16 protein-coding genes and 2 pseudogenes are annotated in these 22616 nt (G+C 69.8%); 5 read left to right on the forward strand and 13 right to left on the reverse strand.

Going from position 1 to position 22616, the window contains the following annotated elements:
- Nucleotides 1-6: 6 nt before the first annotated feature.
- Nucleotides 7-666: a histidine phosphatase family protein gene (locus tag ACFV8T_RS18700; protein ID WP_385328701.1), complete on the reverse strand. Its 660-nt coding sequence runs from the start codon at nt 664-666 to the stop codon at nt 7-9.
- A gap of 25 nt (nt 667-691) precedes the next feature.
- Nucleotides 692-1423 (reverse strand): ATP-binding cassette domain-containing protein, encoded by a 732-nt coding sequence (locus ACFV8T_RS18705; RefSeq protein ID WP_385328702.1) that lies wholly within the window; start codon nt 1421-1423, stop codon nt 692-694.
- 242 nt (nt 1424-1665) lie between these two features.
- Between ACFV8T_RS18705 and ACFV8T_RS18710 the strand changes: the two are divergent.
- A pseudogene (locus ACFV8T_RS18710) lies at nt 1666-2144 on the forward strand (TetR/AcrR family transcriptional regulator).
- A gap of 59 nt (nt 2145-2203) precedes the next feature.
- Here the strand turns inward: ACFV8T_RS18710 and ACFV8T_RS18715 are convergent.
- Nucleotides 2204-2809: a YdbC family protein gene (locus ACFV8T_RS18715; RefSeq protein WP_385328704.1), complete on the reverse strand. Its 606-nt coding sequence runs from the start codon at nt 2807-2809 to the stop codon at nt 2204-2206.
- 89 nt (nt 2810-2898) lie between these two features.
- On the opposite strand from ACFV8T_RS18715, the pseudogene ACFV8T_RS18720 reads away from it, so the two are divergent.
- Nucleotides 2899-3599, forward strand: a pseudogene (locus tag ACFV8T_RS18720) (hypothetical protein).
- 162 nt (nt 3600-3761) lie between these two features.
- Nucleotides 3762-4298 (forward strand): TerD family protein, encoded by a 537-nt coding sequence (locus tag ACFV8T_RS18725; protein WP_385328705.1) that lies wholly within the window; start codon nt 3762-3764, stop codon nt 4296-4298.
- A gap of 128 nt (nt 4299-4426) precedes the next feature.
- Here ACFV8T_RS18725 and ACFV8T_RS18730 read toward each other — a convergent pair whose 3' ends face one another.
- The 5 genes from ACFV8T_RS18730 to nrdR all read right to left on the reverse strand — a co-directional run bounded on the left by ACFV8T_RS18730 (nt 4427) and on the right by nrdR (nt 11554).
- Nucleotides 4427-6823, reverse strand: a complete 2397-nt coding sequence (locus tag ACFV8T_RS18730; RefSeq protein WP_385328707.1) for an ATP-binding cassette domain-containing protein — start codon at nt 6821-6823, stop codon at nt 4427-4429.
- Between the two features lie 139 nt (nt 6824-6962).
- The gene (locus ACFV8T_RS18735) at nt 6963-7373 is read right to left on the reverse strand and encodes a VOC family protein (protein ID WP_385328708.1); all 411 of its coding nucleotides are present in this window, start codon (nt 7371-7373) and stop codon (nt 6963-6965) included.
- A 10-nt stretch (nt 7374-7383) separates the two neighbouring features.
- A complete protein-coding gene (locus ACFV8T_RS18740) occupies nt 7384-7827 on the reverse strand; it encodes a helix-turn-helix transcriptional regulator (protein WP_385328710.1) in 444 nt (147 codons plus the stop codon).
- 159 nt (nt 7828-7986) lie between these two features.
- On the reverse strand, nt 7987-10881 hold the full coding sequence (locus ACFV8T_RS18745) for a vitamin B12-dependent ribonucleotide reductase (protein WP_385328711.1): 2895 nt from the start codon (nt 10879-10881) through the stop codon (nt 7987-7989).
- A 160-nt stretch (nt 10882-11041) separates the two neighbouring features.
- Nucleotides 11042-11554, reverse strand: coding sequence for a transcriptional regulator NrdR (nrdR, locus tag ACFV8T_RS18750; protein ID WP_385328713.1), 513 nt, complete (start codon nt 11552-11554; stop codon nt 11042-11044).
- Between the two features lie 521 nt (nt 11555-12075).
- On the opposite strand from nrdR, the gene lexA reads away from it, so the two are divergent.
- Nucleotides 12076-12870, forward strand: coding sequence for a transcriptional repressor LexA (gene lexA, locus ACFV8T_RS18755; protein ID WP_072488421.1), 795 nt, complete (start codon nt 12076-12078; stop codon nt 12868-12870).
- An 82-nt stretch (nt 12871-12952) separates the two neighbouring features.
- Here the strand turns inward: lexA and ACFV8T_RS18760 are convergent, their stop codons facing one another.
- The 5 genes from ACFV8T_RS18760 to ACFV8T_RS18780 are packed head-to-tail and all read right to left on the reverse strand — an operon-like array spanning nt 12953 to nt 21043.
- Entirely contained in the window at nt 12953-14923 is a 1971-nt protein-coding gene (locus ACFV8T_RS18760; RefSeq protein ID WP_385328715.1) for an ATP-dependent DNA helicase, read from the reverse strand.
- A 38-nt stretch (nt 14924-14961) separates the two neighbouring features.
- The gene (locus tag ACFV8T_RS18765; protein ID WP_385328717.1) at nt 14962-16875 is read right to left on the reverse strand and encodes an IucA/IucC family protein; all 1914 of its coding nucleotides are present in this window, start codon (nt 16873-16875) and stop codon (nt 14962-14964) included.
- A gap of 60 nt (nt 16876-16935) precedes the next feature.
- Nucleotides 16936-17700, reverse strand: coding sequence for a GNAT family N-acetyltransferase (locus ACFV8T_RS18770; protein ID WP_385328718.1), 765 nt, complete (start codon nt 17698-17700; stop codon nt 16936-16938).
- A 44-nt stretch (nt 17701-17744) separates the two neighbouring features.
- Nucleotides 17745-19634 (reverse strand): IucA/IucC family protein, encoded by a 1890-nt coding sequence (locus ACFV8T_RS18775; RefSeq protein ID WP_385328719.1) that lies wholly within the window; start codon nt 19632-19634, stop codon nt 17745-17747.
- Nucleotides 19635-19663: 29 nt separating this feature from the next.
- Complete coding sequence (locus ACFV8T_RS18780) at nt 19664-21043, reverse strand: diaminobutyrate--2-oxoglutarate transaminase family protein (protein WP_385328720.1); 1380 nt, start codon at nt 21041-21043, stop codon at nt 19664-19666.
- A 328-nt stretch (nt 21044-21371) separates the two neighbouring features.
- Here ACFV8T_RS18780 and ACFV8T_RS18785 point away from each other — a divergent pair, with 328 nt between their 5' ends.
- On the forward strand, nt 21372-22592 hold the full coding sequence (locus ACFV8T_RS18785) for a trypsin-like serine peptidase (protein WP_385328721.1): 1221 nt from the start codon (nt 21372-21374) through the stop codon (nt 22590-22592).
- Nucleotides 22593-22616: the final 24 nt, after the last annotated feature.

Raw genomic sequence — 22616 nt, forward strand, 5'->3', positions numbered from 1 at the left:
TCCACTCTATCCGGTGATGCCGTACGGCTCAGGGGTACGCCAGCGCTCGAACGGCCGGTCAAGGGTGTAGCGCCCGTCCTCTCCGAGTATCAGCATCCGGGTCTCCCCGTTGCCCGGATTGGACAGCGACTCGAACTCGGCAACCGACCAGTGGAACCAGCGCATGCAGAACAAACGCATGGTCAGTCCGTGCGTGACCAGCAGAACGTTCTTCGGATGGTCGGGCGCCTCGAAACTCCGGTACAGGCTCTCCAGGAAGGCCCCGACCCTGTCGTACACATCGGCTCCGGACTCCCCCTGCGCGAAGCGGTAGAAGAAGTGACCGTACGCGTCCCGGTACGCCTTCTGCAGCCGCACGTCGTCGCGGTCCTGCCAGTTTCCCCAGTCCTGCTCCCGCAGCCGCGGCTCCTCCCGCACCCGCACCCGCTCCAGGTCCAGGCCGAGAGACCTGAATGTCTCGTGGGTACGACGGTAGGGCGAGACGTACACGCTGACCCGCTCACCGTCGAACAACTCGCGCAGCCGCGCTCCTGTCTCCCTGGCCTGTCTCAGCCCTGTCGAGGTGAGCCTCAGCGCATGGTCCGGCTCACGTTCGTACACCGTGTCGTCGGCGTTGCCCTCGGACTCCCCGTGCCGGACGAGGACAATGCGTTGCGGTCGTGCCATGTACCGACCCTAGATCGACCTTGGCTCATTCGAGCAGCTGTCCGGAATCCATCCGTCGGATGTCGCCGTCGAAGCGGCGGCGCAGCAGCCGGTCGTGCGAGACCACGACCAGCGCACCCGGCCAGTGGACCATCGCTTCCTCCAGCTCCTGTACAAGTCCGGGTACCGGGTGGTCGGCTGGTTCGTCGAGCAGCAGCAGATCCGCGGGCCGGGCCAGGAGACGGGCGAGGGCGAGCCGTCTGCGCTGCCCCGCCGAAAGCGATCCGACCGGCACCCGGAGGTCCCGGGAGCGGAACAGCCCGTACGGGAGCAGCCGTTCCGCCTGCTCGTCATCGGTGAGCGGCAGTCCCCGGCCGAATGCGGTGAGCACGGACTCCGCCGGGCGGTGCGCCGGTATCTCCTGCGCGAGGTAGCCGATCCCGCCCCGCCGGACCACGCGGCCCGCGTTCGGTTCGAGCAAGCCCGCCATGACTCGGAGCAGCGTGGACTTCCCCGCCCCGTCTCCGCCGTGGATCAGCAGTCTGCCCGCCGCCGCCACGGAGAGCCCGTCGACCGCGAGTCCGCCGCCGACCCGTATGTCCGTCAGGGGGACCGGCTCCCCCTCGGCCGCTCCGGCCGTGGGCAGGGCGGCGAAGCGCAGGGGGTCCGGCGGCCTGGGGACGGGCCGTGCCCTCAGTCGCTCCAGTCGCTTGCGTGCGTTGTGGGCCCGGCCGGACACGGAGGTCTGGACCCGGCCCGCAACCCGGTCGTACGCCAATTTGTTGTTGTCCTTGATGGCGCGGCCGGTGGCGACGCCATGGGCGGCGGTCGTCGCGTACTCCTCCAGCTGCCCGGTTTCCTCGCGAGGTCCGCCTCGGCCACCCGCAACTTCCGTTCCACCGCGCGCAGTTCCGCCAGCGCGTCGTCGATCGCGTCCTGGACCGTGCTTTCGGGCGGCAGCCGCGGGGTCCGGGACAGCAGACCGGTGCCGCGGTCGGCGACCGTGAACACGCTCCCGGAATCGGGCTGTTCGAGCCCCGGACCCGCGCGGCGGTCCGTGATGCCGTCCTCACCGGCCTGGTGGAGCGCGGCTACCCGGGCCTCACCGTCGAGTACGTCGCCGAGCACTCCGGCATCCACAGGACGACCCTCTACCGCCGCCGGGGAAACCTCGAAGGGCTCGTCGTGGACGCCCTGGACCGCGCCGGGGAGGACAGCTGGGCCCCGCCCGACACCGGAAGCCCGCAAGGAGATCTGCGCGCTCTGGCGCAGACGCCGGCCGCCTCCTTCGAGGCCCCGCCGCAGCGGCCGTACCGACCGCGTTCGTCGCCGCGGCCATCCGGTCCGAGCGCGCCGCGCACGCGCTGAACGCCTTCTACGCGGTCAGACCGTTCATCACCCGCGAGCCCATCGACGGGACACTGGTCGACCAGTCCGCCGACGCGGCTCCGGCAGCCGCCCGCGCCGGAGTCTTCAACTCCCCTGCCGAATCCACTTGATGGGCCACCCGGAGCGCCCCCGGCTCATCGCCTGGGCCGTACCCGTCCGGCCGTGCTGGTCATACCGTCCACGACGGCTCCAACTGCACGATGTCCCCCGCCAGCTCCGCCACGTCGTCCTCGGTCTGCGCCCGTTGCGACAGCCGCTCGATGCTCCCTGCCCGGTACTTGCCGCGCTCGGCGCTCGACTGCCACATCGACAACACGAGGAACTCCTGCCCCGGTGCCTCCCCGAACACCCCTCGCAGCATGCCGGGCGAACCGGCCATCGCCGGATTCCACACCCTCTCCTGCATCAACGCGAAGTGTTCCACCCGGTCCTCACGCACCTTGCTGTGCGCCACCCGGACCACATCCGCATCGGTGAAGCGTGGCTCGAAGCCCGTCTTCACATCGAAGCGGTGCTCGAAGAGCTTGACCTGGAGACCGCTGTACGTACCGGACTGCGCGGCAGCCAGGCCGTCGTGCGCGCGCGCCATGAACGAGTCGTAGAAGACGCGGTTCTCCCAGAAGGCGAAGACATGCGCCACGTCCGGACGCCCTCGGCTCCACCCGCCGCCCTGTCCCCTGAATCCGGGCTCGCCCAGCAGCCCCGCCCACTTCCGCTGCCCCCGCTCAAAACCTCGACGGTCCACCACGGTGCAACGAATCCACTTGACCAGCACCGCGCCATCGTACGGTGCCGGGCGTGTCACGGGTCACGCTCGGACGGAGTAGGCCCGAAGAGACCGCCATGAAACGCAGAATGGCCTCCATGGTCTCGCTGCACACCAACCCCCTGTTCGCCCGGCTCGAATCCGCGGAACGCGTCCTCGTCGCAGGGGCCGGCGGCGGCTTCGACATCTACGCGGGACTCCCCATCGTGCTCTCCCTGTTCCACCAGGGCAAGCACGTACAGCTCGCCAATCTGTCGTTCAGCGCGGCGACGAATCCGGCCTCGGCACACCGGAGGAGGATCTGACCAGCGTCGCCGCGCTCGCCGCGCTCGACGTACCGCAACGCCTCGTCGTGTCCATCGGCTTCGGCATCGACGCGTATCACGGGGTGAGCCACGGCCTCGTGCTGGAGAACATCGCCGCGCTCGAACGCGACGGTTCCTGTCTCGGCGCGTTCTCCGTATCCCGTACGACGCGTGAGGGCGCGCTCTTCGTCGACGCCGTGGCACACGCCCAGCACCACACGCCCGACCACCCCAGCATCGTGAACGGGTCGATCTCCGCCGCCGTCCAGGGGGACTTCGGGGACGTCCGGTTCACCTCGCGCACCCGTGGCAGCGAGCTGTTCATCAACCCTCTGATGACGCTCTGCTTCGCCTTCGAGCTGGACGGAGTGGCCCGCAACTGCCTCTATCTCGACCGCATCGAGCACACCCATCTCATCCGTCAGGTCAGCAGCGCCATCGAGCTCTTCCGGGACGAGGTCCGGCAGCGACCGCCGCGCCGCATACCCCACTGAACCGAAGCGGCCGCGAGGCCACGGAGCCGTGCGGCCTCGGGACACCGATGGCCCGATTCCATCGCCGAAATCCAAGCCGGTTGGATCCACGGCCGGTTACGGACATGATCGGGTGATGTGAACGGCCCGACGGCCCAGCGGAAAGCCAGGGAGGCAAGTCCGATGAGCACGCCCAACAAGGACATGGACAAGGTCGAAGTCAGACTCAAATGGGATCCCAGCCCTCATGGCGCACCGGCCCATGACCTCGACATCATCGCGGCGACCTACCTCGCCGAGGCGCCGTACGGCAGCCCCGCGTATCTCGTGCACTTCGACAGCCGCTCGCCGGACGGCACCATCACCCTCAACCGCGACAGCAGGACCGGCCAGGGCTTCGGCTTCGACGAGGAGATGACTCTGGAACTGAGCCGGTTGTCGACCGCGTACACCCGGGTCGTCGTCGGGGTCGCCATCCAGCAGCGCGACGGCCGCAGGACGTTCGCCGAGATAGCGAACACCGGTGTTCAGGTCCGGGAGGGCTACACGAACCTGGCGGAGGACGACTTCTCGGCGGTCGGCGCGGCCACCGCGGCAACCGTGGCCGAGTTCGTCCGGGGCGCCTCCGGGGCCTGGGAGTTCCACGGTACGGTGCGGGGCTTCGACGGCGACCCCGATTCGTTCGCCGCGACGATGGGAAGCCGTACGCCCGGCATGTGACTGGCCGTCGCGGCACGCGGCTCCGTCCCGGACCGCGCAGCCGCGACACGGCGGACACGACGAAGGGGACCGGCCCGCGGTCGGTCCCCTTCGGGTCGGCCTGCGGCGGCGGATCGCCCAGGCCCGGTTCAGGCCCCGACGTACTCCGCGAGGTGCTCGCCGGTGAGGGTGGAGCGGGCGGCGACGAGGTCGGCCGGGGTGCCCTCGAAGACGATCCGGCCGCCGTCGTGACCGGCGCCCGGCCCCAGGTCGATGATCCAGTCGGCGTGCGCCATGACCGCCTGGTGGTGCTCGACGACGATGACCGACTTCCCGGAGTCGACGAGCCGGTCCAGCAGGCCCAGCAGTTGCTCGACATCGGCGAGGTGGAGTCCGGTGGTCGGCTCGTCGAGGACATACACACCGCCCTTATCGGCCATGTGCGTCGCCAGCTTGAGCCGCTGCCGTTCGCCGCCGGACAGCGTGGTGAGCGGCTGGCCGAGGCTGAGGTAGCCGAGCCCGACATCGGCGAGCCGCTCCAGGATCCTGTGCGCGGCCGGCGTGCGCGCCTCGCCGGCGCCGAAGAACTCCTCGGCCTCGGTCACCGACATCGCGAGCACCTCGCTGATGTCGCGACCGCCGAGGTGGTAGTCGAGCACCGATGCCTCGAACCGCTTCCCCTCGCACTCCTCGCAGGTGGTGGCGACGCCGGCCATCATCGCCAGATCGGTGTAGATGACGCCGGCTCCGTTGCACGTCGGGCAGGCGCCCTCGGAGTTGGGGCTGAACAGTGCCGGCTTCACGCCGTTGGCCTTCGCGAACGCCTTGCGGATCGGGTCGAGCAGTCCGGTGTACGTCGCCGGATTGCTCCGTCGCGAGCCGCGGATGGCGCCCTGGTCGACCGAGACCACGTCCGCGCCTGCGGGGATCGACCCGTGCACGAGCGAGCTCTTGCCGGAGCCCGCGACACCGGTGATGACGGTCAGCACGCCGAGCGGGACGTCGACGTCGACGCCCTGCAGGTTGTGTGCCGTCGCGCCGCGGATCTCCAGCGCCCCGGTGGGCTCGCGCACCGTCTCCTTGACGACCGCCCGGTCGTCGAGATGGCGGCCGGTGATGGTGTCGCCGGCCCGCAGCCCCTCGACGGTGCCCTCGAAGCAGACGGCGCCGCCCGCCGTACCCGCGCCGGGGCCGAGGTCGACGACATGGTCGGCGATGGCGATCGTCTGCGGCTTGTGCTCCACGACGAGCACCGTGTTGCCCTTGTCCCGCAGCCGCAGCAACAGGTCGTTCATCCGCTGGATGTCATGGGGGTGCAGACCGATGGTGGGCTCGTCGAAGACATAGGTGACATCGGTGAGCGAGGAGCCGAGGTGGCGGATCATCTTGACGCGCTGCGCCTCGCCGCCCGACAGCGTGCCCGACGGCCGGTCGAGCGAGAGGTAGCCGAGACCGATCTCCACGAACGAGTCGAGGGTCCGCTGCAGCGCGGCGAGCAGCGGAGCCACCGACGGATCGTCGAGGCCGCGCACCCACTCGGCCAGATCGCTGATCTGCATCGCGCAGGCGTCGGCGATGCTCAGCTTCTTGATCTTCGACGAGCGGGCTTCCTCACTCAGTCGGCTGCCGTCGCAATCGGGGCAGGTGGTGAAGGTGACCGCCCGCTCCACGAACTCCCGGATGTGCGGTTGCAACGCCTCCTTGTCCTTGGACAGGAACGACTTCTGGATCTTGGGAATCAGCCCCTCGTAGGTGAGGTTGACGCCCTCGACCTTCACCTTGGTCGGCTCCCGGTAGAGGAAGTCCTGCATCTCCTTCTTGGTGAACCTGCGGATCGGCTTGTCCGGGTCCAGGAGGCCGGACTCGGCGTAGACCCGCACGGTCCAGAAGCTGTCCGACTTCCAGCCGGGGATGGTGAACGCGCCCTCGGCGATCGACTTGGAGTCGTCGTAGAGCTGGGTGAGGTCGATGTCGGAGACCGTGCCCCGGCCTTCGCAGCGGGTGCACATGCCGCCGGTGCGGGTGAAGGTCCGCTTGACGGTCTTGGTCCGGTCGGCACCGCGGTCGACCTTGAACGCACCGCTCGCCTGGACCGAGGCGACGTTGAAGGAGAACGCCTGGGGCGAGCCGATGTGCGGCTTGCCCAGTCGGCTGAAGAGGATGCGCAGCATCGCGTTGGCGTCGGTGGCGGTGCCGACCGTGGAGCGGGGATCGGCACCGAGGCGCTGCTGGTCGACGGTGATCACGGTCGTCAGGCCGTCGAGTACGTCGACCTCGGGCCGCGCGAGGGTCGGCATGAAGCCCTGCACGAATGCGCTGTACGTCTCGTTGATCAGCCGCTGCGACTCCGCGGCGACGGTGCCGAACACCAGTGAGCTCTTGCCCGAACCGGAGACGCCGGTGAACACCGTCAGCCGGCGCTTCGGGATCTCGATGGTGACGTCCTTGAGGTTGTTCACGCGCGCGCCGTGCACGCGGATCAGGTCGTGGCTGTCGGCAGTGTGCGGCGCAGACGACCGCGTGTCCGTCCTCTTGGCCATGCTCATCGTGTCTCCATCTGTTGGGCGGAGCCGCCTTCGCGGTCCCCGTCGCCGTCTGCGTCGCCCGGCCCGGCATCACGGGCGCCGAGCGGTACGTCCGGTTCTGCTTCGCCGGTGCGGCTCGTGGCCGCGGTCGCCGGACGGTTCAGCGCACCTCGTTGATGCGGATGAGATTGCCGGCGGGATCGCGGAAGGCGCAGTCGCGAATCCCGTACGGCTGCTCGGTCGGCTCCTGGACGACCTCGGCGCCGCCGGCCTGGAGGCGGTCGAAGGTGCCGTCGAGGTCGGCGGTGGCCAGGGTGATGATGGCGTAGGTGCCCTTGGCCATCATCTCGGTGATGGCGCGCCGCTCCTCCTCCGTGACGCCGGGATCCGCGGCCGGCGGATGCAGGACGATGGACGTGCCGGGCCGGCCGGCGGGGCCGACCGTGATCCAGCGCAGCCCGCCGAACCCGACGTCGTTGCGGATCTCGAAGCCCAGGATGTCGCGGTAGAAGGCCAGGGAGGCGTCCGGGTCCTCGTGCGGAAGGAAGGTCGAGTGAATCGTGATGTCCATGGCCGTCACGCTAATCCTGGCCCGGTGACCGCGCTTCTCGATTCCTGATCGGTCTGGTCACCTGTTTCGCCACGCACGACGGCATCCCCGCCGTGGCACGCGCGGCCTCGCGCCGGTAGACGCTGGGCGGCATGCCCACCAGCTCGGTGAAGCGGGTACTGAAGGTGCCCAGCGACGAGCAACCGACCGTGAAACAGACCTCGGTGACGCTGAGATCACCACGCCGCAACAGCGCCATCGCCCGCTCGATGCGCCGCGTCATCAGGTATCCGTACGGCGACTCGCCGTACGCCAGCCGGAACGCGCGGCTCAGGTGCCCTGCCGACATGTGCACGCCACGGGCGAGCGCCTCGACATCCAGTGGCTGCGCGAACTCCCGGTCGATCCGGTCACGGACACGACGCAACCGCGCGAGGTCGCGCAGGCGCTGAGCCTCATCGGGTCTGCTGGTCACCTGCGAGATCGTGCCACACCGCGAGGGCCGTCGCGCGCCGGCCCGGGACCGTACGACCGCGGAGGGCGCCGACTGGAAGTCGACGCCCTCCTTGAGCTGCGGTTCAGCTACCCGGGCACATCATGCGGGACCTTGCGTCCCGCGCGATCGGGCAGCCTGTCAGCTGCAACCGCTGGTCGAGCCGCAGCCCTCGCAGATGTAGCAGGAGCCGGCGCGCTGCATCTTCGTACCGCAGGAGAAGCAGAGCGGCGCGTCCGCGCTGATGCCCAGCTGCATCTCGACGAGCTCCGCCGAGGTGTGCGCGGTCTTCGGGGCGGGCTTCTCCGCCTCCGGCACCGCGGCCACCGCCTTCAGCGGCTCCGTCCGCACCGGGGCGGACTGGGCCAGGCTCTCGATGTCCAGCTCCTCGTCCTCGATGGAGGGCTCGTACGAACCCGTGTCGAGGTGGCGCTGGCGCTCCTCGGCCGAGTGGATGCCGAGTGCCGAGCGGGTCTCGAAGGGCAGGAAGTCCAGCGCGAGGCGGCGGAAGATGTAGTCGACGATCGACTGTGCCATCCGCACGTCCGGGTCGTCCGTCATGCCGGCCGGCTCGAAGCGCATGTTGGTGAACTTCGAGACGTACGTCTCCAGCGGGACGCCGTACTGCAGGCCGACCGAGACGGCGATGGAGAAGGCGTCCATCATGCCCGCGAGGGTGGAGCCCTGCTTCGACATCTTCAGGAAGACCTCACCGAGACCGTCGTCCGGGTAGGAGTTGGCGGTCATGTAGCCCTCGGCGCCGCCCACCGTGAAGGAGGTGGTGATGCCGGGACGGCCCTTGGGGAGACGCTTGCGGACCGGGCGGTACTCGACGACCTTCTCGACCGCGGTACGGATGGTCTCCTCGGCCTTGGCGGTGACCGCCTCCTTCTCCTTCTCCTTGGTCTTCGCGGAGAGGGGCTGGCCGACCTTGCAGTTGTCGCGGTAGATCGCGAGCGCCTTGACGCCCATCTTCCACGCCTCGAAGTAGACCTCTTCGACGTCCTCGACGGTGGCCGTCTCCGGCAGGTTCACCGTCTTGGAGAGCGCGCCGGAGATCCACGGCTGGATCGCGGCCATCATGCGCACGTGGCCCATCGCGGAGATGGAACGCTCGCCCATCGCGCAGTCGAAGACCTCGTAGTGCTCGGTCTTCAGACCGGGGGCGTCGATCACATTGCCGTGCTCGGCGATGTGGGCGACGACCGCCTCGATCTGCTCCTCCTGGTAGCCCAGGCGGCGCAGGGCCTGCGGGACGGTGCCGTTGACGATCTGCATCGAGCCGCCGCCGACCAGCTTCTTGAACTTGACCAGGGCGAGGTCGGGCTCAAGACCGGTGGTGTCGCAGGACATCGCGAGACCGATGGTGCCGGTGGGCGCGATGACCGAGGCCTGCGCGTTGCGGAAACCGTTCTTCGCGCCGAGGCGGATGACGTCCTGCCAGGCCTCCGTCGCGGCGGCCCAGATCGGGTTGTCCAGGTCGTCCATGTGGACGGCCGCGGCGTTTGCGTCGGAGTGCTGCTTCATGACGCGCTGGTGCGGCTCGGCGTTGCGGGCGTAGCCGTCGTACGGGCCGACGACCGCGGCGAGCTCGGCGGAGCGCTTGTACGAGGTGCCGGTCATCAGCGAGGTGATGGCACCGGCGAGGGCGCGGCCGCCGTCGCTGTCGTAGGCGTGGCCGGTCGCCATCAGCAGGGCGCCGAGGTTGGCGTAGCCGATGCCGAGCTGGCGGAAGGCGCGGGTGTTCTCACCGATCTTCTGCGTCGGGAAGTCCGCGAAGCAGATCGAGATGTCCATCGCGGTGATGACCAGCTCGACGACCTTGGCGAAGCGCTCGGACTCGAAGGACTGGTTGCCCTTGCCGTCGTCCTTGAGGAACTTCATGAGGTTCAGCGAGGCGAGGTTGCACGAGGTGTTGTCCAGGTGCATGTACTCGGAGCAGGGGTTCGAGCCGTTGATCCGGCCGGACTCCGGGCAGGTGTGCCAGGCGTTGATGGTGTCGTCGTACTGGATGCCCGGGTCGGCGCACGCCCAGGCGGCCTCGGCCATCTTGCGGAAGAGGGACTTGGCCTCGACCTCTTCGATGACGTCGCCGGTCATGCGGGCACGCAGCCCGAACTTGCCGCCGGACTCCACGGCCTTCATGAACTCGTCGTTCACACGGACCGAGTTGTTGGCGTTCTGGTACTGGACGGACGTGATGTCGTCGCCGCCCAGGTCCATGTCGAAGCCCGCGTCGCGCAGGGCGCGGATCTTCTCCTCTTCCTTCACCTTGGTCTCGATGAAGTTCTCGATGTCGGGGTGGTCGACGTCGAGGATGACCATCTTGGCCGCGCGCCGGGTGGCGCCACCGGACTTGATCGTTCCGGCGGAGGCGTCGGCACCGCGCATGAAGGACACCGGACCGGAGGCGTTGCCGCCGGAGGACAGCAGCTCCTTGGAGGAGCGGATGCGGGAGAGGTTCAGGCCGGCACCGGAGCCGCCCTTGAAGATCATGCCCTCCTCCTTGTACCAGTCGAGGATCGACTCCATGGAGTCGTCGACGGCCAGGATGAAGCAGGCGGAGACCTGCTGCGGCTGGGGCGTTCCGACGTTGAACCAGACCGGCGAGTTGAAGCTGAAGATCTGGTGCAGGAGGGCGTACGCCAGCTCGTGCTCGAAGATCTCGGCATCCGCGGGAGAGGCGAAGTAGCCGTGGTCCTCGCCGGCCTTGCGGTACGTCTTCACGATCCGGTCGATGAGCTGTCGCAGACCGGTCTCGCGCTGCGGGGTGCCGACGGCCCCGCGGAAGTACTTGCTGGTGACGATGTTGACCGCGTTCACCGACCAGAAGTCGGGGAACTCGACGCCACGCTGCTCGAAGTTGATCGAACCGTCGCGCCAGTTGGTCATGACGACGTCACGGCGCTCCCACGCCACCTCGTCGTACGGATGTACGCCGGGGGTGGTGTGGATGCGCTCGATACGCAGACCCCTGCTCGACTTGGCTCCCTTGGTTCGGGAACCTCGTGCCGGGCCGCTCGCCGTCTCTGTCATGCCGCCTCCCATATGTGGGCAAAAACACCCTGAAGTGCCCAGAACTTCCCGGGGCACAGTCTGTCTCTGATGCCTCGGACGCCACGCAGAGCGCCCGGAGCAGGTCTATGAAGCCGCCTTGCCGCCGATCCACGGAACCGTGTCGACCGGCCGGCGCCGATCAGTCGGCGGCGACGGCGGGAACGGGGACCTCAAGGGTCTCGCCCGTCCCGCGTTCCTCCACGGGAGGCCGCCGCTCACGGAGTTCCGCGATGGCGGCCTCGAAGTCTTCGAGTGTGTCGAACGCCCGGTACACGGACGCGAACCGCAGGTACGCGACGAGGTCGAGTTCCTGCAGGGGGCCGAGGATGGCCAGACCCACGTCATGGGTGGTCAGTTCGGCACTGCCGGTGGCACGCACCGCCTCCTCGACCCGCTGGCCGAGCTTGGCGAGGGCGTCCTCGGTGACCGGCCGACCCTGGCACGCCTTGCGCACGCCGGAGATGACCTTGGTACGGCTGAAGGGTTCGGTCACGCCGCTGCGCTTCACCACCATCAGCGAGCAGGTCTCCACCGTCGTGAAACGGCGGGAGCAGTCGGGGCACTGGCGGCGGCGTCGGATCGACGTGCCGTCGTCGGTGGTGCGACTGTCGACGACCCGGCTGTCGGGGTGCCTGCAGAAGGGGCAGTGCATGGCTCCCAACCCTCCTTCACAGCACGACTGAATAGCCTCCTCAGGGCCCGTCGGGGCCCGTGGAAGCTGTCACAAGCATAGGCGATGGCCACACCCTCGGCGGACCGGGGACCACAACTTCTGGGTGGCTGGAACAATCCAACCACTAGATCTTGGGTTTGGCCGCGCATTCGGCCCTACCGCGTGTCGCGCATCACGAGCGACCGGCAGGCAGCCTAAGGCCGCGTACGAGGTTACGGGAACCGCGCGGCAGCCAGGATTGCGGGGCTCCCGCTGTCGGACCCGGACAACGGCCCGACGGCCACCCCGCGTGGCGGCGCCGCACCGGTGGCCGCTACCGTAATAGCCCGAATTGCGGGTCGGCCCGCAAGGGAGTCCTGGCCCCTCGGCCATCGCACATACACCTGACAGAGAACACACGGCGGACTTTTATTCGTTTTTCACTCGAACGTGTGTTTGGCGCAACCTTTCGAAAGCTACTACCGTTGTCCAGCTAGGGAGACCATTCGAGAGGGGCCGACGTGACCACCACCGCAGACAGTGCCACCATCACTGCCCAGGACCGCTCCCAGAGCCGATTCGAGCCGGTGCATGCCATGAATGACTCAGTCACGAACATGGAGGGGCCAGAGCCCGCGCGCCCGGCGCGCTCATTGCCCGGCCGACCTCCTGGAATCCGGGCGGACAGCTCGGGGCTCACGGACCGGCAGCGGCGCGTGATCGAGGTGATCCGGGATTCCGTGCAGCGGCGTGGTTACCCGCCCTCGATGCGGGAGATCGGTCAGGCGGTCGGCCTGTCCAGCACGTCCTCCGTCGCCCATCAGCTGATGGCCCTGGAGCGGAAGGGGTTCCTGCGCCGCGACCCCCACCGCCCGCGGGCGTACGAGGTCCGTGGTTCGGACCAGCCCAGTTCGCAGCCCACCGATACGACCGGCAAGCCCGCGGCGTCGTATGTTCCGCTGGTCGGCCGGATCGCGGCCGGTGGCCCGATCCTCGCCGAGGAGTCGGTCGAGGACGTCTTCCCCCTCCCCCGCCAGCTCGTCGGTGACGGCGAGCTGTTCGTACTCAAGGTCGTCGGTGACTCGATGATCGAGGCGGCGATCTGCGACGGCGACTGGGTCACCGTGCGCCGCCAGCCCGTCGCGGAGAACGGCGACATCGTGGCAGCCATGCTGGACGGCGAGGCGACGGTCAAGCGCTTCAAGCGGGAGGACGGCCATGTCTGGCTCCTCCCGCACAACTCCGCGTACCAGCCGATCCCGGGCGACGAAGCGACGATCCTCGGCAAGGTGGTGGCAGTACTGCGGCGGGTGTGAAGCTCGCCGGTTCTGACCGGGCCCCGGGATCCACTGCGCCGATCCCGGGGCCCTGCCCATGCCACCGGGCACCCGAAGCGGACTACTTGCCGTCGGCCTTGGCCGCCGCGTCGATCGCCGCGAGCGAGCGGCGCGCCTGATTACGGTCGGTGGTGTACCAGAAGTCGGGCAGCGAGGCCCGCAGATAGCTGCCGTACCGGGCGTTGGCCAGACGCGGATCGAGTACCGCGACCACGCCCTTGTCGCCCGTGGCCCGAACGAGCCGGCCGGCCCCCTGGGCCATCAGCAGCGCGGCATGCGTCGCCGCGACGGCCATGAACCCGTTGCCTCCCGCCTCCTCGACAGCCTTCTGGCGCGCACTCATCAGCGGATCGTCGGGACGCGGGAACGGGATGCGGTCCATGACCACCAGCTGGCAGCTGGCCCCCGGCACATCGACGCCCTGCCAGAGCGACAGCGTGCCGAAGAGGCAGGTCTCGGGGTCGGCCGCGAAATTCTTGATCAGCTCTCCGAGCGTCTCCTCGCCCTGCAGCAGGATCGGCTTGTCCAGCCGGCCCCGCAGCTCCTCCGCGGCGGCCTGGGCCGCCCGCATGGAGGAGAACAACCCGAGGGTGCGCCCGCCCGCCGCCTCCACCAGTTCGGCGAGCTCGTCCAGCATGTCGGTGCGGGAACTCTCCCGCCCCGGCGTGGCCAGATGCCGGGCGACGTACAGGATGCCCTGCTTCGGATAGTCGAACGGCGAGCCGACATCGAGTCCCTTCCACTGCGGGATGTCGTCGCCCGCGGTGCCTTCGGGAGCCAGGCCGAGCGAGGCCCCCACCCCGTTGAAGTCCCCGCCGAGCTTGAGCGTGGCCGAGGTCAGGACCACGGACCGCTCGGTGAAGAGCTTCTCGCGCAGCAGCCCCGAGACGGAGAGCGGTGCGACCCGTACGGACGCGCCGAAACGGTCATGGCGCTCGTACCAGACGACGTCGTACTCCGAGCCCTGGGTGATGCGCTCGGCGACGCCGTGGATCGTCTCCACCGACGCCAGGGCCTGCTTGCGGACGGCGTCCTCGTCCTGGACGGACTTGTCCCGGGTGGCTCCCAGGGCCGAGATCACCGTGCGCGCGGCGTCGCGCAGCGCCAGCAGCGCGTAGCCGAGGTCCTCGGGGACCTCTTCCAGGCGGCCGGGGAGCGCCAGCTCCATGACGCGCTCGAACCCCTCCGACGCGGTCTGCAGCGCGTCGGCGGCCTTCTCGTTGACCAGCTTCGCCGCGCGGCGCACCGCGCGGTTGACCTGGCCGGGGGTGAGCTCGCCGGTGGCCACCCCGGTGACCCTGGAGACCAGCTCATGGGCCTCGTCGACGATCAGCACCTCATGCTGCGGGAGCACCGGGGCGCCCTCGATGGCGTCGATGGCGAGGAGGGCGTGATTGGTGACGACGACGTCGGCGAGCTTGGCCCGCTCACGTGCCAGCTCGGCGAAGCACTCCGCGCCGTACGCGCACTTGCTGGCGCCCAGGCATTCGCGGGACGAGACGGAGACCTGGGCCCAGGCACGGTCGGAGACCCCCGGAGTGAGGTCGTCGCGATCACCGGACTCGGTCTCGTCGGACCAGTCCCGGAGCCGGAGCAGATCCTGGCCGAGCTTGCTCGACGGGGCGGCGGCCTCGAACTGATCGAAGAGCCCCTCCTCCTCTTCCTGCGGCACTCCCTCATGGAGCCGGTGCAGACAGAGGTAGTTCGACCGGCCCTTGAGCATGGCGAACTGGGGGCGCCGGCGCAGCAGCGGGTGCAGGGCGTCGACCGTGCGTGGAAGGTCGCGCTCCACCAGCTGGCGCTGCAGCGCCAGCGTCGCCGTGGCCACCACGACCCGCTCCCCGTGCGCCAGCGCGGGCACCAGGTAGCCGAGGGACTTGCCCGTGCCGGTACCGGCCTGGACGAGCAGATGGGAATTGTCGTCGACGGCCTCGGCAACGGCCCCGGCCATGGCGGCCTGGCCGGGTCGTTCCGTACCGCCGACGGCGGTCACGGCGGCGTGCAGGAGCTCGGGAAGAGATGGCTTCGTCATAGCCCGACCAGCCTACGGGTCGCCACTGACAACACCGGTCACTCCCGGACTCCGGCGGAGGGGTGGAGCGGGTTGGGAACGGTCCCGTGGATGGCCGCGTGCGGGCGCTGGGGGCGGTCCCGGTATCCGTCGACATGCAGGCGGTTGCGGTTCAGACAGAGGCGTTCGATGCGGGGTGTCAGCAGGTCGAACATCTCGAACCGCTCCTTGAGCTCCGGGAAGCGGGCGTGGTGGCGCAGGATCTCGCCCCGCACGAGTGACCAGAAATCGGCCTCCGGAACGCCCAGCTGTTCCTCGCACAGCGGGGACAGGAAGCGGAACACGCCGATGAACAGTCCGGAGTGGATGAACTGGGTGAGGAAGGAGGGCTCCTCGGTGAGCAGGGTGCGGCGTACGTCCTCGGGCATCGACTCGTGCTCCGGCAGCGGCCGGGCGCTGATGTTCACGTCGTCGACGAAGTCCTTGATCGCCAGTCGCACCGGTACGTCCTGGTCGTCGTAGACCACGATGGCGTTCTCGCCGTGCGGGGAGAACACCGTGCCGTAGCGGTAGAGGAAGTGCAGCAGCGGCGGCAGCAGGGCGGCGAAGAGGCGGGTCAGCCAGACGGTGGGCGTCAGCCCGGAGCGGGCGACGAGCTCGGCGGTGAAGGCGCGGCCCTGCGGATCGGTGTGGAGCAGCGAGGCGAGGGTCCGGGCCCGCTCGCCGGGCGCGAGCCGGGGCTGGAGGGGTTCGCGCCAGATCGCGCCGAGGATCTCCTTGAACTGGTACGGGGCCTCGGGAAGGTGGTCGTAGAGCGGGTGCTCGACCGCCACCGAGGCCACCTCGCCGAGCAGGATGACCCCGCAGGTGTCACGCAGAAAGGCGTCCCCGTCGCGCAGGCCGTGGACCCAGGTGGTGACGGCGGGGGCCGCGAGGGTGCGTTCGGTCGGCAGTCCTCGCCAGACCAGTGTGTTGAGGATCGACAGGGGCAGCTTGACGGTGTGCCGGTCGGGGCGGGCCACGTTGCTGAAGGTACGGATGGACTGCTGAGCCAGCCTGAGGTCCGCGTCGGCGTGCAGCGGAACGATGTCACCGGCGGCGATGGCGGGGGCGAAGACCGGAACGATCCATTCGTCCCACTGCCAGGGGTGTACGGGAAGGAAGAGGTAGCTGTCGGCATCGAGGCCGCGGGTACGGAGCACGGCGGCGAAGGAATCACGGACCGACGGGTCGAGTTCCTGTGCGTACAGCTGCTCCGGTCCGGCCAGGCCGGCCACTCCGCGGTAGGCGGCGATCCTCGTGGAGACCGCGATCCACGGCAGCGTGAGGGGCGTGCGGGCCTCGGGGGTGTAGCGCGAGGCGTCGGTGGCGGAGAAGCCGAGGCGGCCCTTGTTGGCGACGAGCCAGGGGTGGCCGGTCTGGTGCCCTTCCAGCTCGGCGTAGTCGAGGTCGGCCAGTCGGGCCGCGGTGAGGGCGGTGTGGTCGAGCCGGGCGTCGGCGGTGAGGGTGGTGGTGATCTCACGGATGAGGTGGCCGAGGGTGGCGCCGTCGATGTCGAGGAGCCGGCGGGCGCGCACGAGGAACTGGAGCGGATCGCGGAAGGGGACGGGGTCGGTGCTCCGGTCGCCGGGCGGCTCGGTTGCGGAGCCCCGGTCGCCCTCGGGCCCCGCGCCGGCCGGTGTCCCGGGAGTGTTCCCGGGCGTCTCCAGGATCGAGTCCGGGGCGATGTGCCAGCTTCCGTACACGCCCCGCCGGGCCCTGAAGCCGAGGGTTCCGCCGTCGTCGAGGCCGAGGGTGTACGTATCGGCGCCTGCCTGCGCGGCCGGCTCGATGACTTTCTCGTAGGCGAATTGACCGAGCATCTTCGCGAGCAGTCGGGCGGCGGCTCCGTCCCAGACCGTCCGGTTCAGTTCTGGCGTGCTGAGCAGCTCGGCGGAGTGCGCCGAATCATGGCTCGCGGGATATTTCGGCACGGGGACTCCTCGGGACGGAACCGATGGGTTTCGAGCGGTGTGAGTTGTGCAGCGGTTCGTTCACAGCTGGGCACGATGAGTTCGGTCGCGGACCATCAGGGCGGCTCGTTTGTCGGGGAGTTCGAGTTCCGCGGAGAAGCGGAAGCCGGCACTCAGAAAGGCGGAGACGGACGGGGTGTTACGCAGATCGGGTTCCGCGACCACCCGCGCGCACCGGGGGCGGTTGTCGAGTACGAGATCGGCGACGGCCCGCAGCAGAGTGGTCCCGACGCCGTGCCCGCGGTTGTTCACACCGCCGATGAGCAGGTGGATGCCGGTGTCGTGCGGACGGGCCGGGTAGTGGCGTGCCAGCGGGTCGAGATCCGCGCGGTAGATCTCCCAGTAGCTCATGGGAATGCCTGCCAGCACACCGAGGCAGGGGACGCTGCGTCCGTCGCCGTCGAGTTGAGTACGCAGATGGGCGGCTGTGACGGCCTCGGGTCCGGCGAGTTCCCAGAAGGCCGCGACGGCGGGGTCGTTCATCCAGCGGCTCAGTACGGCGAGATCGCGTTCCAGCCGCACGGGGACGAGTTGGAGGACTCCGGCCGGGGTGGTGACCGGTCCCCAGCCGGCCGGATGGTCGAGCAGGTCCGAGGAGGCCGCCCTGCTCGCCGTCGGCTGCGTACCCGCCGCCCGGCCCGCGTCGCCCGTGGTGCCCGGGGGGTCTTCCCCGAACAGGGCGAGGAGTTCCTCGGAGAGCTCCAGGTCCAGGGTGTCCTCGGCACCTGTGTCGGCCGGTGGGGCAGGACCGGTAACGGCGTCGGTGTGCGCATCGGCTGGAGCCACGGTGTCGCTCTCCTCTCGGCGGTTCGGGCGGTGGTGATGTTCCCTCAGGCGTACAGGGGGTTGGCGATGGTGACGTAGACGGACTGGGTGTCGACGGGGCCGACGAGTTCGTCCAGGCCGTGCATCCGGGTCAGCAGGTTGGCCTTGCACCGCAGCTCGGGCTCTTCCAGCAGATGCGCGGGGAGCGGGGAGCCCAGGGCGGCGGCCGAGCCGAGGAACCGGCGGAAGGCCGCGATGAGTACGCCTTCGCCGGCGAGACGCTGGGCGCCGAACGCGCCGATCAGGCCGAACACATGGTTGATGCCGAGGTAGTAGGCGAAGCGTTCGTCGGTGACCGCGTCGGAGACGAAGGTGTCGCTGGCCGATCCGATGCCGGGGAGCCTGCGCTCCAGCGCCGCGCGGTGGGACTCGCGGAAGTAGTAGCCCTGGTTGTCGCGGTATCGGCCGCCGACCGGCCATCCCTCGGGGTCGAGCAGCACCAGGGTGTTCTGCTGATGTGCTTCGAGGGCCACGCCCGCGTGGCCGTCGAGCCAGAGCACCGGGCCCACGACGCGGTGCAGGTAGCGCAGGAACCACTCGGCCGCGACCGCGCGCACGGTTCGTCCGGTGACGGCGGCCAGGGAGTGGACGATCTCGGCGAGGCGCGAGTGCATGCCCGTCCTGCCCGGCCATGGGCGCGGGGCGGTCAGGGCCGCGATGCAGACCGCGTCGTCGTGCGGCCCGAACGGGTTGTGGCGAAGCATCACGTCGAGGCCCTGGACGGGTTCGCCGTCCGGGCCGTCCACAGCGAGCCAGGCGGGGTCGCGGACGATGTCGAAGCCCGGATGGGCGGCGTGCCACTGTGTGGCGAGCCCGCTGCGGAGCAGCCGGTGGACCTCCACTCCGCGGTGCAGTTCCTTGCGGAGGTTCTCCCGGCGGGAGTTGGTGATGCGTACGCCGAGGGAGAGCTTGAGCATGACCTCGGCACCGGGCCGGTGCACGGTACGGACGGAGGAGGTGGGGTACCAGCGCCTGCCGTGCGGTCCCAGGTCGTGGAGGAGCCCGGCGTCGAGCAGGGCGGCCACCTCGGGGCGGTGGGCGAGTTCGCGGGCCTGCCAGGGGTGCAGCGGAATCGGTGCGGTGTTGTCGGGGAGGCGCAGCCCCTCGGCATGGCGGGTGACCAGCTCCGTGGCCGGTACGGGACGGCCTCCGTCGGTCCAGGCGGAGTCGGTGGCCAGCACGGACCGGTCGACGGCCATCCAGTTCAGCGGGAAGGAGCCGTGCGACTCGGGCGAGTAGAGGCGGGATTCGGCGTCGGAGAGCCCTTCTCGGCTCTTGGGGGTGGGGTGGAGCGGATGCCCGAGCAGAAGCGACTGCTCCGCGGTGAGGAAGAGGTCCGCCTCGGCCGGGGCGTCGGGAGTGCGGCGGCGCTCGGCGATGAACCCGGCGGTTCGCCGTACCGAGTCGGCCACCCGGGCCACCATGTCGGCCCCCGGGTCGCGGTCGGTCTCGCGGCCCAGGAGGGCGGCGATCGTGACGGCGTCGGCGGGGGGTGCTCCTTCGGGTGCCCCCTCCAGGGCGGGCGGGCCGAAACGGTGCCAGCCGGTGGCCGACCAGTGGAGGACGGGGACCAGCAGCGCCGTTCCGCTGGCGGGGAGGGGGACGCGGAGTGTGTGCCCGTCCGGCTCGGGCAGGTAGGTTTCCCGGACCCAGCAGCGCAGCAGATTCTCCGCGCCCGCCGTGTCGGCGGCCCGCAGCGGGTCCGGGTGGTCGAGCGGGTCGGCCGGTGCCCCGGTGGTGAGCGCGGGCTTCGGGGTGCACCACTCGTCGGGCGGTGCCGTCATCTGGCGCGGCACGGTGGACTGCTCGGCGACGAGGTCGCCGGTGAGCCCGGCCTGTCCTCGCTGCGGGGTGTGGGGAGAGCCGTCGGCCTGGGGCGTGGGGGTGGGGTTCACGGCGGTCTTTCTCGTGAGGGTGTCCGGGGTCAGCGGATCGACCCGGTCGTGATCCGGCGGTGCGGCAGCCGCTCGGCGGCTGCCAGGGCGTCGGCGAGGCGGTCCACGACCGCTGTTGCCTGTTCGTCGGTGAGTGTGAGGGGAGGGAGGAGGCGCACGACGGTGGAGTGGCGTCCGCCGAGTTCGACGATGAGCCCGCGGCGCAGGCACTCCTGCTGGACGGCTGCGGCAAGGGCGGGGGCGGGCGGCGGCTCGGGGCTGTCGCCGAGCGCCACGGCTTCCGGGTCGACCAGCTCGACCCCGATCATCAGGCCGCGTCCGCGTACGTCACCGATGGTGGGGTGGTCGGTGGCCAGCGCCTGGAGCCGGGCGAGCATGCGGGCACCGAGGGTCGCGGCGCGCTCGGCGAGGCGGTTCTCCCGCACGAAGGCGAGGGTGGCCGTGCCCGCCGCCATCGCGAGCTGGTTGCCCCGGAAGGTGCCGGCGTGGGCGCCCGGCTGCCAGGTGTCGAGTTCGGAGCGGTAGACGATCACGGCGAGCGGGAGGGAACCGCCGATCGCCTTGGAGAGCACCATCACATCGGGCACGATCCCGCTGTGCTGGACCGCCCAGAAGGCACCGGTGCGACCGACGCCCGTCTGGACCTCGTCGGCGATCAGGGGGACGGAGCGGGCCTCGGTGATCTCGCGCATCCGGCGCATCCAGCCGTCGGGGGCGGGGTTCACACCGCCCTCCCCCTGCACCGGTTCGAGGATCATCCCGGCCGGCGCGGGTGTGCCTCCCTTGGGATCGTCCAGGAGGTTCTCGGTCCACCGGGCGGCGATCTCCGCGCCGCGCTGACCGCCGACGCCGAAGGGGCAGCGGTAGTTCTGCGGGAAGGGCAGCCTGGTCACCCGTACGTCCTCGGCGCCGCCCGAGGCGGCGAGGGCTCCCGCCGTCATCCCGTGGTAGGCGCCGGTGAAGGCGAGGAGGCCGCTGCGGCCGGTCGCGCCGCGGACCAGCTTGAACGCCGCCTCGACCGCGTCCGTGCCCGCCGGTCCGCAGAACTGGATCCGAGCGTTGTCGGCGAACTGCCGCGGCAGGGTGGCGAACAGCTCCGTGGTGAAGGCGTCCTTGACCGGGGTGGCGAGGTCGAGCACATGCAGCGGCGCACCCGAGTCGAGGACCTTCTTGATCGCCTCCAGGACAACCGGGTGGTTGTGTCCGAGCGCCAGGGTGCCGGCTCCGGAGAGGCAGTCGAGATACCGCCGCCCGTCCGCGCCCTCGATGGTCAGCCCACGGGCCCGGACCGGCACGATCGGCAGTGAACGCGCGTAGGTACGGGCGGCGGATTCGCGCAGGGACTGGCGGCGCAGGATCCCCTCGTGCACCGTCGGTGCTGCCACCGGGGCTGGTTCGGTCACGGCCACGGCTGTTGGTCCTCCCGCTGTAACGGTTGCGTTGCACATCAGTACGTCGACGCATGGACGGAGTACGGGGATGAACGCTTTCCCCGGGTCCCACGCACGTACCAACGACGCCGGGGACGACGGATCACGGGTAAATCGGAAGATCCTTGCGGAGGCGGAACCACGGCCCTGCCGCTCGCCGTCCCCATCGGCACCGGCATAGTGGGGGCCGCACAGGATCCAGGACAGTTGTCCGAAAGTCCGCAGGGTGTTCGGAGCAGGTGGCTCGGAGCAGTACCGCAGTGCAGTACAGAAGTGTTGAGTTACGAAGTCCCAGGGGGATCACCACATGCGACTCATTCGACCGGTTCTCGCCGCACGTCAGGGGAGGGCACGCCGCCGGCCCTCGTCGGTGCTCGCGGTGGCCGCGGTCACCGCGGTCATCGCGCTCGGCGCCACCGCCTGCGGGCCCGAGGAGGACAACGCGAGTGACAAGCCGAGCGTTCCCGCCGGCCAGTCCTCGGACGGCAAGATCACGATTCCTGACGATCTGAAGGACCGGCTCAAGGCACACGGGATCGACCTCGACCAGTGGAAGAACGGCGAGTGGAAGAACTGGGACAAGGACAAGTGGCTGCGCGAGGCCAAGGACTTCGTCAACCCGATCATCGAGGACCTCTGGGACCCGGACCGGATGCGGGATGCCGACAAGTCGCCCGAGAAGCCGGTCGACAACGACATCTCGGGTGACGTGGGCGTGACGGACCCGACGCCCGCGCCGGTCCAGGCCGCGGGCGTCCGGACGCCGTACCACGCCAACGCCGCGGAGTCCGGGAAGCTGCTCTTCGACAGCCCCGAGGGCTCCATGGTCTGTTCCGCGACCGTGGTGAAGGACCCGGCGCACCCCGGGAAGTCCAACCTGGTGTGGACCGCCGGGCACTGTGTGCACGCGGGCAAGAAGGGCGGCTGGTACCGCAACATCGCCTTCGTGCCCTCGTACAACAACCAGGGCCTTTCCCTGGCCGCGCTGAAGAAGGCGACCAAGCAGGAGATCGCCCCCTACGGCGTGTGGTGGGGCACTTGGGCACAGACGTCCGACCAGTGGATCTCGCAGGGTTCCTCGATGGGCGGACTGGGCGCGCCCTACGACTTCGCGGTGCTGCACGTGACGCCGGAGAAGGGCTCGACGGGCAAGTCCCTGGAGGAGACGGTCGGTTCCGCGCTGCCCGTCGAGTTCAACGCCCCGGCCGTGCCGAAGATCGACAGCATGACGGCGACCGGTTTCCCCGCCGCTCCGCCGTACGACGGCCAGAAGGCGTTCCAGTGCGCGGACAAGCCGGGCCGGCTCTCGCTGACCGCGCAGGACCCGACGATGTACCGCATCGGCTGCACCATGACCGGCGGCGCCTCGGGCGGTGGCTGGGTCGCGGCGGGCCAGGACGGCAAGCCCGCGCTGGTCTCCAACACCTCCATCGGGCCGGTGACCGCGGGCTGGCTGGCCGGGCCGCGGTTCGGCAAGGAGGCCAAGGGCGTCTACGAGTCGGTCAGCAAGAAGTACGCGGGACAGTGACGACGGACCGTCACCCGGCCCGGT

This window comes from Streptomyces sp. NPDC059832 (genome assembly GCF_042731715.1).
Taxonomy (GTDB): domain Bacteria; phylum Actinomycetota; class Actinomycetes; order Streptomycetales; family Streptomycetaceae; genus Streptomyces.